The sequence below is a fragment of the uncultured Fibrobacter sp. genome, from assembly GCF_947305105.1.
In the GTDB taxonomy this organism is placed as follows: Bacteria; Fibrobacterota; Fibrobacteria; order Fibrobacterales; family Fibrobacteraceae; genus Fibrobacter.
The window spans coordinates 1-12,824 of sequence record NZ_CAMZCS010000036.1 but is presented as its reverse complement, the minus strand read 5'-3'; the positions used below and the strand labels follow the sequence as shown (position 1 = coordinate 12,824).

12 protein-coding genes and 1 tRNA gene are annotated in these 12,824 nt (G+C 53.4%); 6 read left to right on the top strand and 7 right to left on the bottom strand.

The genetic code is table 11. The annotated features are described in order from the left end of the window. Positions 1-78: 78 nt before the first annotated feature. The 3 genes from Q0Y46_RS12755 (at position 79) to Q0Y46_RS12745 (ending at position 1,875) form a co-directional block, all read left to right on the top strand. Positions 79-1,485: a hypothetical protein gene (locus tag Q0Y46_RS12755; RefSeq protein ID WP_297947843.1), complete on the top strand. Its 1,407-nt coding sequence runs from the start codon at positions 79-81 to the stop codon at positions 1,483-1,485. 8 nt (positions 1,486-1,493) lie between these two features. Beyond that, positions 1,494-1,754: a hypothetical protein gene (locus Q0Y46_RS12750; protein WP_290959677.1), complete on the top strand. Its 261-nt coding sequence runs from the start codon at positions 1,494-1,496 to the stop codon at positions 1,752-1,754. A 48-nt stretch (positions 1,755-1,802) separates the two neighbouring features. Then, positions 1,803-1,875: transfer RNA gene (locus tag Q0Y46_RS12745), tRNA-Arg, on the top strand. A 45-nt stretch (positions 1,876-1,920) separates the two neighbouring features. On the opposite strand, the gene Q0Y46_RS12740 is transcribed toward Q0Y46_RS12745, so the two are convergent. From Q0Y46_RS12740 to ilvB, 7 genes are all read right to left on the bottom strand, one after another. Then, positions 1,921-3,012 carry a radical SAM protein gene (locus tag Q0Y46_RS12740; RefSeq protein ID WP_297947841.1) on the bottom strand — a complete coding sequence of 364 codons (1,092 nt, stop codon included), beginning with the start codon at positions 3,010-3,012 and terminating at the stop codon, positions 1,921-1,923. Next, on the bottom strand, positions 3,009-3,689 hold the full coding sequence (locus Q0Y46_RS12735) for a hypothetical protein (protein ID WP_295683377.1): 681 nt from the start codon (positions 3,687-3,689) through the stop codon (positions 3,009-3,011). The genes Q0Y46_RS12740 and Q0Y46_RS12735 overlap by 4 nt, the downstream gene beginning before the upstream one ends. A gap of 31 nt (positions 3,690-3,720) precedes the next feature. Further along, entirely contained in the window at positions 3,721-4,446 is a 726-nt protein-coding gene (locus Q0Y46_RS12730) for a hypothetical protein (RefSeq protein ID WP_297947839.1), read from the bottom strand. Positions 4,447-4,511: 65 nt separating this feature from the next. Further along, entirely contained in the window at positions 4,512-5,189 is a 678-nt protein-coding gene (locus Q0Y46_RS12725) for a hypothetical protein (protein WP_297947837.1), read from the bottom strand. Positions 5,190-5,205: 16 nt separating this feature from the next. Then, entirely contained in the window at positions 5,206-5,829 is a 624-nt protein-coding gene (locus tag Q0Y46_RS12720) for a hypothetical protein (RefSeq protein WP_297947835.1), read from the bottom strand. Between the two features lie 222 nt (positions 5,830-6,051). Next, positions 6,052-6,549 (bottom strand): acetolactate synthase small subunit, encoded by a 498-nt coding sequence (ilvN, locus tag Q0Y46_RS12715; protein WP_290953668.1) that lies wholly within the window; start codon positions 6,547-6,549, stop codon positions 6,052-6,054. A gap of 15 nt (positions 6,550-6,564) precedes the next feature. After that, the gene (gene ilvB, locus Q0Y46_RS12710) at positions 6,565-8,283 is read right to left on the bottom strand and encodes a biosynthetic-type acetolactate synthase large subunit (protein ID WP_295683391.1); all 1,719 of its coding nucleotides are present in this window, start codon (positions 8,281-8,283) and stop codon (positions 6,565-6,567) included. Positions 8,284-8,739: 456 nt separating this feature from the next. Between ilvB and radC the strand changes: the two genes are divergently transcribed. The 3 genes from radC to Q0Y46_RS12695 all read left to right on the top strand — a co-directional run bounded on the left by radC (position 8,740) and on the right by Q0Y46_RS12695 (position 12,558). Next, positions 8,740-9,417 (top strand): DNA repair protein RadC, encoded by a 678-nt coding sequence (radC, locus tag Q0Y46_RS12705; protein WP_295683394.1) that lies wholly within the window; start codon positions 8,740-8,742, stop codon positions 9,415-9,417. Between the two features lie 139 nt (positions 9,418-9,556). Next, entirely contained in the window at positions 9,557-12,211 is a 2,655-nt protein-coding gene (locus tag Q0Y46_RS12700) for an OmpA family protein (protein WP_297947833.1), read from the top strand. A gap of 95 nt (positions 12,212-12,306) precedes the next feature. Beyond that, a complete protein-coding gene (locus Q0Y46_RS12695; RefSeq protein ID WP_295683400.1) occupies positions 12,307-12,558 on the top strand; it encodes a hypothetical protein in 252 nt (83 codons plus the stop codon). Positions 12,559-12,824: the final 266 nt, after the last annotated feature.

The window sequence follows — 12,824 nt, the reverse complement described above, 5'->3', positions numbered from 1 at the left end:
CGTAAAATAGTTATAAAATAGTTACGGAAGCCTGCGTGATGTTGCTCACTTGCTTTTTAATGATTATATTTCCATAAGATGAATAATATACTTATAAAAGCAATTTTGCCTTTGTGTTTGGCTGTTTCCACTGTTGCCGTGGCTCAAGATAACCAGTTCCAGTATTTTGACTGCTGGATGGAAAATATCAACCGAATAGACCTTGGTGAACAGATTCGCATGAAAATCGAGCCTAAGAAGTTTGCCGGTTCTACGTGGCTTTGTGGTTGCTACACGGTCCGCGAGAAGGGCGGCTTCGGTTGGCGCGAAGGTGACGGCTCCCCGAAGATTATCAAGGTCTGGGACGAACCCAAGTTTGAACTTTACGGATGCCGCAGCAAGTCTTGCGAGACTAACGGAAGTGGCGAATTCGACAACAACTTGGACCAGTGCGTGAACTACCTGAACGGCAGCGCCTTCAGCCTTGCTCTTTTTGCCGAGGGCGAAAAGCTCAACAAGGTCATCGCGCAAAAGTTCCCGGACGACGGCAGCCTGACCGATTTCGGCAAGTATTTCACAGAACGCCTTTCTCGTGCGGCTTCGATTCCGTGCTTTTTCCAGTATCATGAACGTCCCGATGCCCCGAAACTGGCCGACTGGGGCGAAAACGGCGTCAAGGGTGTGTTCAGCATTTCCGGCGTGCCCCATGGTCTCGTGCCCGATGCCATTGGCCGTTTTACCGATTATAGCGATGTCCGCTGCAAGGACGGAAACGTGTGGACCGGGTTCCTCACCAACGGTTACGTAGAAAACGTGATGTCTGTGGACACCGCAGGTAGGTTCCACGGGACGGCGACGAATTACGGAAACGATCCTCGTTACCCGGATAGGCAGGGCCCCGAATATGGCAAGGTGCTCTGGTCTGCTGAGTACAGGCACGGTAACAGGGAAGGAATTGCCAAGTTCTACCGCTATGGTGCCATCGACAACGCCGGCAAGGAGTCCGACGTGCAGTCCAGGGGCGGCAAGGACTACTACTTCAAGCATCTCGAAGTCCCTTACAGGAGCGGCAAGATTAACGGCACTGTGAACATGTTCTCCGACAAGGGCATGCTCATGGCCAAGATTCCGTTCCGCAACAATTCGCTGGAAGGCCGTATTACCATCCTTTATCCGTTCGACAAGAAGACGACTTCGATTAACTACAAGAACGGGCAGCTGAATGGACCGAACGATTTCGGGTACTTCTTCTCGAACTACCGCAACGGCAAGGTTGACGGCAAGAAAATCGAGTTCAAGGTGACCGAGAAGTGCTACGACTGGATTCCTCTGAACGCTATCGACGGGACCGAACAGGGCCGCAGCAACCGCATCTGCCGTGCCGAAATGCAGGGCAAGCAGAAGTATCGCTGGGGAACCTACAAGAACGGCGAACTTCAGGGTCTGGTGGAATGTGCCAACGGTGTGCAGGGCACCGAGGAAATCGACTGCGACCATCCGTACTAGTGGCGTAGATGGCTGAATTCTTTACCAAGTCGAAAATGGAAGACCTCAAGCATGAGGCCGAACAGCTCTCCATTTGCGTGGAGCATTTCCTCTATGCCTCGGAACATGTCCCTGAGTGGGACTGGAAGACGCGGGGCTTTTACGACAACTGCATCGAAAAGTGCAACGGTCGTTTAAAGGGTATCCATTTCCTTATGGAGAACATTCGCAGAGGGAAGGGGGCCGAGCGGATGGATCCCGATACCGGCGAAGAAATTGTCGACGACTAGGATTTTTGCCTGCTTGATTTTTGCTATATTTGCGCAGCAACTATAATTGCCTGGATAGTTCAGTTGGATAGAACGGGTCCCTCCTAAGGATCAAACTCGCGTTCGAATCGCGATCCGGGTATTTTTGACTCAAGGGCCTGGCGGTAATGCCGGGCCCTTGCGGTTTTCAGGCTAGGGCTTTGTCTATCATGTTGTCGCAGATTTCGGCGACCATGCGCTCGTGCGTGCAGACTTCTGCCGAGACTCCATCAATATGTCCGGTAGTATAGAACGAGGTGCAGGAGCATTCGTGCATGCTGCAACGGTGCCGGATGTCGCAGCCTTCGCATTCCTGCTTGTCGCGTTCTAGGAAGGCGTGCAGTTCGGCGCAGGCAATTTCGTCGAACCCAGTAAAGACGTTGCCCTGTTTGTAGGGCGCGTTTTCCCTGGAGGTGATAAAGCGGGAGCAGGGGTATATGTTCCCGTTGGTCGCGATGCCGAGGTTGCCGCTGTAAACATGGCAGGAGTAGTTCCTGTATCTTTTTCCGGAAAGCAATAGTTTTACTTTGTCTTGGATTGTGCCGAGGTAGAATCGGTCACCGTTCTTGCGGCATTCGATCCAGTACTGGGCCATTTCTCGGTATTGCTGGGCGAGCCGTTCGAAGTCTTCGCCGGTCCATTTCCCGTCGAAATCCACGCTGGTCGTCATGCTCCGGAATCCTTGCGAATGTAGCCACTTGATGCTCTCGGCAACGGTGTCGATGTGTGCTCGCGTGATGGTGCTGAGCGCGGTCGCCTTGAGTTCCACAAATCGCGGGATGTTCTTTTCGATGGCTCCGAAACTGCCGGTATTGTTGACTGTGCGGCGCGCGATGTTCTGGTGGTGCTCGGGGCCGTCGAGCGAGAGAAAGATGGTGAATTTCTCTCTTTCGCATAAGTCGAAGAATTCATCATCGAATAGGGTGCCGTTCGTATTTATCGTGAATTCCAGATGGAAGTCCTTGCCGACGGTTCCCTTGTCGATGGCTTCGGCCACAAGAGCCTTGGCAAACCCTACGGCGTGGTAGATTGCGTCTCTGCGCAGGAGCGGCTCCCCACCGAAAAAAGAGACTATCAGGAGGTTTTGCCCGAAGGCGTGTGTGCGCTCGAGGCCGATGCGGATGGCCTGCTCAAGGGTCGCGTTGTCCATGACCGCATGTCGTGCGGCCTGCGTCTCTTTGTAATAGCAGTAGGTGCAGCGCAGGTTGCACTGCTCTGTAAGGCTGAGGATTAGGTTCATGCCTCGATGTCGTCACGCTCGAAGGTGGTGACCATGCTTGCGCCCCCGCTGCAATTGATGACGTCGTCGCAGATGTGGAAAGAGGAGCCTGTCTGGGGCGTTGTCCCCCAGTCGTTTGAACTGCCCCAGGGATTGTGCGAGGAACTGGATGCTGGATCGCTTGCGGATGCGGGCCCACCGTCGGAACTTGCCGGAGCGTCGGCGGAACAGGATGACTGGGCGGCATCGCTTGTAGAATCGGCCGCGGAGGTTGCGCTTGCAGGATCTGCTGCAGACGTGGCTTCAGGGGCGGTAGCGGAACTGTCTGGGCCAGCAGCGCTTGCGGGTCCTGCGGAAGAACTGTTTGCTTCTGCAATGGAAGAAAGGGCTTCCATGACCTCGCTGCTGATGGGCGTGTGACTCAGGGGAATTTCGACACCGCTGCTGGAACTGCTCTGTTCCGTTTGCGCCGTGCTCGAAGATTCTGTGGCCGAATCGCCTTCGGTCTCGTTGTTGACCGAAGTTGGCTGGGGGTCTTCGGAAGATGATTTCGGTGCCGGGTCGGAATTGGCCGAGGTACTGTCGTCGCAGGCGTTCAGCGTCAAGGCTCCTGCCATGCCGAGTGTCGCTGCGATGGCGCTCCTGGCCGCCAATGAAATGGATTTGATTCCTGAGATTTTTTTCTTTTCGATTTTCATTTTCTTTTCCTGCGGTCTTTTAGGAATTTCTCTAGGTCTCGATGTCGTCGCGTTCAAAGGTGGTGACCATGCTGCCCATCCCTCCGCCGATGCCATCGGGGCAGAGGTACACTTGGCTGCCAATGTCTACGGAAGAGCCTCTAGGAAGTCCTTCGCACGCGTCGTAGATGTCCCAGATGGAGGGTTGGCTGGACGAACTTGCTGGGTTGACGGATTCGCTCGAAGATTCCGGTTGTACGGTTTCGCTTGAAGATTCCGGACCGGCTGCGGAACTGGCTGGGTCGGCCGAGGAACTTGTTGTCGAGTTGGCTGTGCTAGCTGGGGTAGGGGCTGCGGAGGAACTGTTTGCCTCTGCGGCTGCCGATAGCGCTTCCATGACCGAACTGCTAATCGATTCGTGGCTCAGGGGAATGTCGACGACCACTTGGCTGGAACTGCTTGCTTGGGATTGCTGCTGGCTGGATGTCTCGGACGCTTGCTCCTGGCTCGAACTGGCAGGCGCTTTTTCTTGGCTCGTTGCATCGGAGACGCTTTCGCTGCTTGCGGGAGAGGCCTCGTCGATGCTGCTGGTGGGAGCTGTGGCGTCGCTAGATTCCGGGCCGGTTGTCTGGTTCGAGTTGTTGTCAGATGCCGAGGAGCTGTCGTCGCAGGCGTTCAACGAAAATACCGCTGCCATGCCGAGAACGGTGGCGATGGCGCTCTTTTTGGCGAACGAAACGATTGTGCTGTCCTTGACTTTCTTTTTCTCGATTTTCATTTTTTTTCCTCTATCTCCGCGTTTCCGTGATGCTTTGAGCTTGTCGAATGGAGTGGGAATCACCTTTAAGCTTCCACGTCAGTCCTCTCGAAGGTGGTGACCATGCTGAACGAGAATCCGTCCATATTTTGGCTTGAATTTGGTTGGGGGCATGTGATTAATTGAACGCCGAATTCAGTTTGGTATTCTACAGTGGTGCCGTCCGGAACGCATTTGCAGGGGTCGGTTGAAGGAAACATTGGCGGGCATGTTGTGTCCGTTTCGGGGCCGTCTCCGAATTTGATATGGCTTGAGGAAGAGTTTGTCGGAGGGGTTGACGAACTGCTGGATTCCGCGGCAGCCGATAGCGCTTCCATGACCGAACTGCTGATGGGTTCGTGGCTCAGGGGAATGTCGACGACCACCTGGCTGGAGCTGCTTTGCTTCGTTTCGGTCTGTTCTTGGCCGCTTTGCTGTGCGCCCGTTTGCTCGGCGCTATTCTGCTGCGCAGGCGTCTGTTCGGAACTGCTTTGCAGGGTTTCCGTCGCGCTGGATGACTCGGGTGTTGCCTCGTCGTTTGGCGTGGTGCTGCTTGGAGCAGGTTGGGGATCGTCCGGAATTGAGGTCGGTGTATCGTCAATGCAGCCACCCATGCATGCAATGAACGTGGAGGCGACGGTGAGACCGAGCGTTGCAGCTAGTGCGCTCTTCGCCGCAACGGAAAGCGGCTTTGCTTCGGTAACCTTTCTTTTTTCAATATTCATTTTGTTTCCCTTCGCCTTAAACTTCTATATCCGTCTTCTCGAAGGTGGTGACCATGCTCATCATGCCTGGTGTATGGGATGATGACGTGCCCGGACATAAAATTAGATCGCTTCCAGGGGCTTTTATACATTCATTGTTTGCTGAAGAGCTTGAGGTTTGTGGGCTGCTTGATGAACTGGTGGATTCAACTGCGGAACTTTCTGATGCTGCATCAGAACTGCTGGATTCCGCGGCAGCCGATAGCGCTTCCATGACCGAACTGCTGATGGGTTCGTGGCTCAGGGGAATGTCGACGACCACCTGGCTGGAGCTGCTTTGCTTCGTTTCGGTCTGTTCTTGGCCGCTTTGCTGTGCGCCCGTTTGCTCGGCGCTATTCTGCTGCGCTTCAGATTGTTCGGAACTGCTTTGTTGCGTTTCCGCCTGGTTTGATGATTCGGGAGAGGAACTATCGCTTTTCGGCGTCTGAATTTCGTTGGAAGAAGAACTGTTTTCGTCGATTGCGTCAGACACTTCTCCCACGGGGCCTCCGCAGGCGATGAACGTTGCCGCGGTTGTCACTCCGAGCATCACGCCCATGGCGCTCTTGGCCGCAACGGAAAGCGGCTTTGCTTCGGTAACCTTTCTTTTTTCGATTTTCATCGCAACCCCCGATATATATGTAAAATAAATGTTTTTACGAAATTTCGCTATAAAAAAAGAGTAAAAGCCCCAAAAAGTGTTGAGAAAAACAACAACAAAGAGGCCAGGGCACAACCCTAGCCTCTCTATATGATACGAGTTTGTAGCTCAGATCTACAATTGACAGAATTAATTACTAACCACTGTCTACTGCATACTGTCTACTCGAGCGCTGCGCGCTCGCTACGTCTTGTCTTCGCCGCGGAGCATGATGACTTTGCCTGTGCGGATGTACTCGACAATCTCGAACTTCTGCAGCAGGCTCTTGAGCGTATCGACCTTCATGCTGTTTCCGGTAATCTGGATAATCATGGAGGTGGCGGTCATGTCCACGGTATTGGCGTGGAAATGGTCGCAAAGCTGCAAAATTTCGGTACGCTGGTCGGGAGTGCAACGCACCTTGATGAGTGCGAGTTCCTTCTCGACGGCGTCCGTGCCGGTATGGTCCTTCGCCTGCACCACGTCGACGAGCTTCTCGAGTTGCTTGATGATCTGCATCAGGATCTCGGGATTGCCGTGAGCGATGATGTTCATGCGGCTGAAGTTCGGGTCGAGCGTGGGGGAGACAACGAGCGAGTCGATGTTGTAGCCACGGCGGGAGAACACGAGGGCGATACGCACGAGCACGCCCGGGCGGTTCGCCACCAACAAACTGATAGAATGAGCGATATCTTTTATCATGGTAATGTCCTCCTATTACGTCGATCCCGTGGGTTTTTCGAGCTGGGCCTTCGGTGCTTCCGTGAGCATGGCGGTAAGCGGGGCGCCTGCCGGAATCATCGGGAACACGTTGTCTTCCTTCTCGCATTCGCAGTGGATGAGAATTGGGCCGTCCTTGTATTCGAGCGCCTTCTGGATCACGCGTTCGGCATCGGCCGCGCGCTTGATGCGAAGACCCGGGATGCCGTAGGCTTCGGCGAGCTTCACGAAGTCGGGGTTACCCATCATGTCGACGCTGGAGTAGCGGTGGTCGTAGAAGAGTTCCTGCCACTGGCGCACCATGCCGAGGTACTTGTTGTCCATCACGAAAATCTTGATGGGGAGCTTGTGGATGGCCGCGGTCGCGAGTTCCGCTTCGGTCATCTGGAAACCACCGTCACCGCTGAAACTGAGCACCGGCCAACCGGTCTCGTTGCCGAATGCGGCACCGATAGCGGCGGGGAAGCCGAAGCCCATCGTGCCTGCGCCGCCACTGGAGTGGAGCTGACGAGGATAGTTTATATGGAAAAACTGGGCAACCCACATCTGGTGCTGGCCCACGTCGGTCGTGACGATGGCCTTACCGTCGGTGAGCTTGCTTGCAGTTGCAATCACGTGCTGCATGCGGAGTCCACCCTGCTTGGGGTAGGTGAGCGGGAAGCGTTTCTTCCAAGTCTGGCAAGTCTTGACCCAGTCAGCGGTATCGAGCTTGTGCACCATCGGGAGGAGCTGCTCGAGTACGAGCTTGGCGTCGCCGCACATGAACACATCCGGCTGCAGCACCTTGCCTTCTTCGGCGGGGTCGATGTCGATGTGCATCTTGATGGCGTCTTTGCAGAACACTTCGAGCTTGCCGGTGATGCGGTCGTCCCAGCGGCTGCCGATGGAGAGAATCAGGTCGCAGTCGAGCACGGCCTTGTTGGCGTACACGGTGCCGTGCATGCCGAGCATGCCGAGCGAAAGCTCGTGATCAGTGGGGAAGGCGCCGAGGCCGAGCATGGTGCAGCACACCGGGGCGTTCAGTTTTTCGGCGAGTTCCTTCACTTGGCGGGAAGCCCCGCTGATCATGGCACCGTGGCCCACGAGCAACAGCGGCTTTTTGGAATTCTTGAGGTATTCGGCTGCCTTTTCGACGCTCTCGGTAGAGGCGTACGTCGGAATCTTGTAGCCGGGCAAATCCATCTGGTCGGTGAACGGTGCGGTGCAGGGGCCTGCGGTCACGTCCTTAGGAAGGTCAATGAGCACGGGGCCCGGGCGGCCGCTGCGGGCGATGTGGAAGGCTTCCTTCATGATGCGCGGGAGGTCGTTGGAATCCTTCACCAGGTAAGAATGCTTGACGGCTGCGAAAGTCATGCCGCTCGTGTCGCATTCCTGGAAGGCGTCCTTGCCGAGGTTCGGGGTCGTCGTCTGGGCGGCGAGCACCACGATCGGGCTAGAATCCATGAGGGCTGTGTAAATGCCGGTAAACGTGTTGGTGGCACCCGGACCAGAAGTCACGAGGGCGACGCCGACCTTGCCCGTCTGGCGAGCATAGCCGTCGGCCATGTGGGTTGCACCCTGTTCGTGGCGGCTAAGGACTACTTTAATATTGGAATCGAGAATTGCGTCGAACATCGGGATGGCGGAACCACCCGGATAGCCGAAAATAGTGTCGATGCCTTCGCGTTTGAGGCATTCGATAATCACTTCGGCGCCACTTAAGGTCTTATTTGCCATAGTTTTTCCTGTTTTATCGGGTTGTTTTAAATTGTTTTATGCCGAAAATATAGAACATGTGCTACCGTGTGGCAACGGATTCTTCTGAAAATAATGAAAAAAGTTTTTGATTTTTTGAAATTGATGGTTGAATTTTTGGTTTTTGTTGAATATTTCTTTGTTTTTGCTTGACTTTTGCGAGATTTTTAGTTTTTGTGTTTTAAAAATAGATTGTTTTTGGCTTAAATCTTTTGCGTCTTTAATTTGTGTAAGTGAAAATGTTGCGTTTTTGCTATGAAGTTTTGGTGCTTTTAAAAATTGCTGTTCGAAAGTTTGATGAATTGCAGCCTTTTGATTCGAAATGGTGGCGGATCAGGCTACGAAAAAAGAAAAGTTTCAAGAAAAAAATTTTTTGAGGACAAAAATCGCGTTTTGAACGTCTATATAGACGAGATCATTTTTTTAAAGGGGGAATCTATGCACGATCTTTTGCCCTGCAAAAATGCAGAAATATTGAAACCGCGTGAAAAAATTGAAAAATTGGGTGCTGCGGCACTTACGACAGAAGAATTGCTTGCCCTGATTTTGGGTAGCGGAAATCGGGATTGCGATGTTTTTGAACTTTCCAGGCGCATTTCCGAATATCTTTCGAATGCGACAAGTGTTCCTTCGCTTTCCAGTTTGCGGCAAATCAACGGGCTTGGCCGCGCGAAGTCAACACAGGTGCTTGCTTGCCTGGAATTGTCCAGCCGCTATATCTTGAGCGACAAAGTCATTGCGGTTCGCACGCCAGAAGACATTCTCGGCAGGCTGTCTTTCCTTAAATTCGAGCAGCAGGAACATCTTGTGGTCGTCTCGTTGAATGCGGCAAACAAGATTATCAATGTGAACGAACTGACCACGGGCCTTGTGAACCAGACTCCAGTCCACCCTAGGGAGGCTTTTTCGGAGGCGGTGAAGGACCGGGCCGTATCGGTTATTTTCGCCCATAACCACCCGTCGGGGTCGACCGAGGCGAGTGACGAGGACCTGGCAATCACCCGTGTTCTCTGTGCTGCAGGGCGGGTTTTGCAGATTCCCGTCCTTGACCATATTATAATAGGAAAGTCGGGTTATACAAGCATCCGGCGGTGCCGGCCTGAGCTTTTTGACTGATTTATGGAAGTTTTGTCTATGAAAAAAGACCTTTTTTGTAAAAAAAAGAAAAGAAAATAAAATAAAAAGACTATATTTTGCTTAGCAATTTATCGGGAGAACCTGTTTTCTTGGTTTTTCCCACACTTAAGGAGACGCTATGAAAAAAGTAGCAATGGGAATTGCTCTGGCGCTGGCTGCTTCGGCTGCTTTCGCTACGCATCCCCAAACGATTAACAAGACGGGATTTGTCGGTGTCAATAAGACGCAGTCTGCTCAGTCTTTGGGTCATTCGAAGCTGGCATTTTATGCTTTGATGGACGCAACCAACGATATTTCCCATATTAATGGTAATGGCCACGAAGGCTTGAGGGAACTCCATCGCGGTAAAGGTGATGGGTACAAGGACTTCGCTATAATGCGTGGCGGTCCGATTAAGGACGACTATATCGCTCTCAGCACCCAGCTCGGTATCGGTATCGGCGTTTGGCACTATTTTGACTTGGGTATCGGCCTCCCTGTTTACTATGATAAGTTCCACGTGACAAACGAGTGGTATTCTAAATACGACAGCTACAAGGGCGAACCTGATTCTGCCGGCGGACAGCTTGGCGACGTTCCGAGTACCGACGTCGGCTACATCGGCAACCTGCACGGTGACTTGAAGGCCCGCTTCCCGCTCCCCGATGACCAGCCGTTCGACATCGCCGTGTTCGGCCAGGTCGAAGTTGCCACAGTCAACACGGACAAGGACGGTATCTGGATCCGTGACGCTTCTTATATCAACACGAAGAACGGTCAGGCTCAGGCCTACGGTACTCGTAGCACCTTCCTCAAGGGCGGCATGGCTATCACTGCCGACTTCGGCAAGCTCGACGAGGGCGACGGTGTTCCGCTCGTGTTCCACGTGAACGGCGGTTACCGTTACTCCATGGATGACGAATATTTGTCCTATCCGTTCATGAGCGCCGCTGCCGAATTCTACTTCATGGACTTCCTCTCCATCTTTGCTGAATATTACTGGGACATCCAGCTGGATGACTTCACCTATGCTGACCGTTTGGGCAACAAGATGAAGACTTCCTTCGACATGAAGGAACTTACCGGTGCGTTAGTGTTCCACCTGCCGGTGGGCCTCGACATCCACATCGGTGGTTCTTACTTCATTGGCGACAAGAACAAGATGACGAAAGTCATTGCCATGGAGAACAACAAGCATATTCTTGAATACACTGCCCGTGTCAACCCGGAATACAAGGTGTACGGCGGTCTTACCTGGAGCGGCTTCCTGCTGGCTCAGGACCGTGACGGCGACGGCGTCCTTGACAAGGACGACAAGTGCCCGGATGACTTTGGTCACCGTTTGAACCAGGGCTGCCCGCTTGGCAATCCTGATGCTGACGAAGATGGCGTTTGCGACGCTTGGGTTGCTGAACGTGGTTTGCTGGCTGACTTCGCCGATGTTTGCGAAGGCGTTGACCAGTGCCCGAACGAAGCCGGCGAAGGCGACGATGGTTGCCCGCTCGACGATCCGGACCCGGATAAGGACGGTGTCTGCGATGCTTGGGTAACTCAGAAGAAGCTCCTCAAGAAGTTCAAGGGTATTTGTAAGGGTATTGACCAGTGCCCGGGTGAAGCCGGTCCTGAAGGCAACAACGGTTGTCCGGAAGACAACGCCGACCCGGATAAGGATGGCCTCTGCTCTCCGTGGGTGACCGACAAGAACAAGCTCGATCAGTATGCCGACGTTTGTAAGGGCTACGACATGTGTCCGGCTGAAGCGGGTCCGTCTGGTAACAAGGGTTGTCCGTGGGATGATCCGGACTCCGACGGTGACGGCCTCTGCGACGAATGGGTGACCCAGAAGAGAATGGGCTACTACTTCGAAAATGCTGCAACGCTCAACGATCCGTATATCACCAAGACCTGTAAGGGTCTCGACAAGTGCCCGCTCGAATTCGGTCCGGCCACTAACGATGGCTGCCCGCTCGGCAACCCGGACTCCGACAAGGATAGCCTCTGCGATCCGTGGGTCAAGGAGAAGGGCATGCTCGACCAGTACGAAGGCATCTGTAAGGATGTCGATAAGTGCCCGAACGAACCGGGCCCGGCATGGGCTCAGGGTTGCCCGATGGATAATCCGGACCCGGATGCCGACAGCCTCTGCTCTCCGTGGGTGATTGAAAAGAACATGACTGAACAGTTCAAGGATGTTTGCCACGGTAGTGACCGCTGCCCGAGCGAAGCTGGTCCTGAATGGAACAAGGGTTGTCCGTTCGACGACGATCCGGACCCGGATAAGGATGGTGTCTGCTCTGAATGGGTGTCCACCAAGAAGCTCCAGAAGCAGTTCGCCGATGTCTGTACCGGTATTGACCGCTGCCCGGATGAACCGGGTGACGATGGCCACGGATGTCCGAAGAAGGCTGCCGAAAAGCTTGACGGTGTTACCTTCAAGTCTGGTAAGGCCACTCTCGAATCCAACGCCAAGAACATCCTGAAGGGTGTGGCGAAGAAGCTCGTCGAAGACGAAAGCTATAAGGAACTCGAAATCGTCATCCAGGGTCACACCGATAACGTCGGTAGGGAAGCCTCCAACCAGAAGCTCTCCGAGAACCGCGCTAAGGAAGTGATGAAGACCTTGACGAAGTTCGGTGTCGATAAGAAGCGTATCAAGGCTATCGGTCTTGGTTCTACTTGCCCGGTCGACGACAACAACACGTCTGACGGCCGCGAACAGAACCGCCGTATCGAAATGCACTTCGTCACTCCGGATAACGACGGTATGAAGTGCGAATCGAACTTCACTCCGTAGTAGCGAATAATCGAAGGGACTCGCTCCCTTTCGATTCTCCTTAGAAATTTCAAGACTTCCGGTTAATCACCGGGAGTCTTTTTTATTTTTTTGTCATGACTAAGCTAGATGAAATCCTGAATGAATTGGGCGCTACAAACCACGCCCTGGTAGAGAAACTTCCTGTTAACTTGAACCACAAGATGGTGCAGAAGGCGAGGCTCGGCAAAAAGCCCGTACCCAAGCACACGCAGAACTTGATATTGCAGGCATTGAACATGCTCTTGCGCGAGAAAGCCGTAGCAGAAGACAAAGATGTGAAGCAGTACAAACGAGAGGAAGTGTTTGGAATAGAGGCTAGAGACTAGGGGCTAGGGATTAGAGTAAATAGTCGCGGCAAAGCCGCCCTTAGAATTTAGAGGCTAGAGACTAGGGCCTAGAGGCTAGAGTATATAATTGCGGCGAAGCCGCCCTTAGAATTTAGAGGCTAGAGAGTAGGGGCTAGAGGCTAGAGTAGATAATCGCGGCGAAGCCGCCCCTAGAATTTAGAGGCTAGAGAGTAGGGGCTAGAGTAGATAATCGCGGCAAAGCCGCCCTTAGAATTTAGAGGCTAGAGACTAGGGCCTAGAGGCTA

Coding starts and splice junctions, on each gene's coding strand:
- Q0Y46_RS12755 (WP_297947843.1), top strand. CDS start 79: ATGAATAATATACTTATAAAAGCAATTTTGCCTTTGTGTTTGGCTGTT.
- Q0Y46_RS12750 (WP_290959677.1), top strand. CDS start 1,494: ATGGCTGAATTCTTTACCAAGTCGAAAATGGAAGACCTCAAGCATGAG.
- Q0Y46_RS12740 (WP_297947841.1), bottom strand. CDS start 3,012: ATGAACCTAATCCTCAGCCTTACAGAGCAGTGCAACCTGCGCTGCACC.
- Q0Y46_RS12735 (WP_295683377.1), bottom strand. CDS start 3,689: ATGAAAATCGAAAAGAAAAAAATCTCAGGAATCAAATCCATTTCATTG.
- Q0Y46_RS12730 (WP_297947839.1), bottom strand. CDS start 4,446: ATGAAAATCGAGAAAAAGAAAGTCAAGGACAGCACAATCGTTTCGTTC.
- Q0Y46_RS12725 (WP_297947837.1), bottom strand. CDS start 5,189: ATGAATATTGAAAAAAGAAAGGTTACCGAAGCAAAGCCGCTTTCCGTT.
- Q0Y46_RS12720 (WP_297947835.1), bottom strand. CDS start 5,829: ATGAAAATCGAAAAAAGAAAGGTTACCGAAGCAAAGCCGCTTTCCGTT.
- ilvN (WP_290953668.1), bottom strand. CDS start 6,549: ATGATAAAAGATATCGCTCATTCTATCAGTTTGTTGGTGGCGAACCGC.
- ilvB (WP_295683391.1), bottom strand. CDS start 8,283: ATGGCAAATAAGACCTTAAGTGGCGCCGAAGTGATTATCGAATGCCTC.
- radC (WP_295683394.1), top strand. CDS start 8,740: ATGCACGATCTTTTGCCCTGCAAAAATGCAGAAATATTGAAACCGCGT.
- Q0Y46_RS12700 (WP_297947833.1), top strand. CDS start 9,557: ATGAAAAAAGTAGCAATGGGAATTGCTCTGGCGCTGGCTGCTTCGGCT.
- Q0Y46_RS12695 (WP_295683400.1), top strand. CDS start 12,307: ATGACTAAGCTAGATGAAATCCTGAATGAATTGGGCGCTACAAACCAC.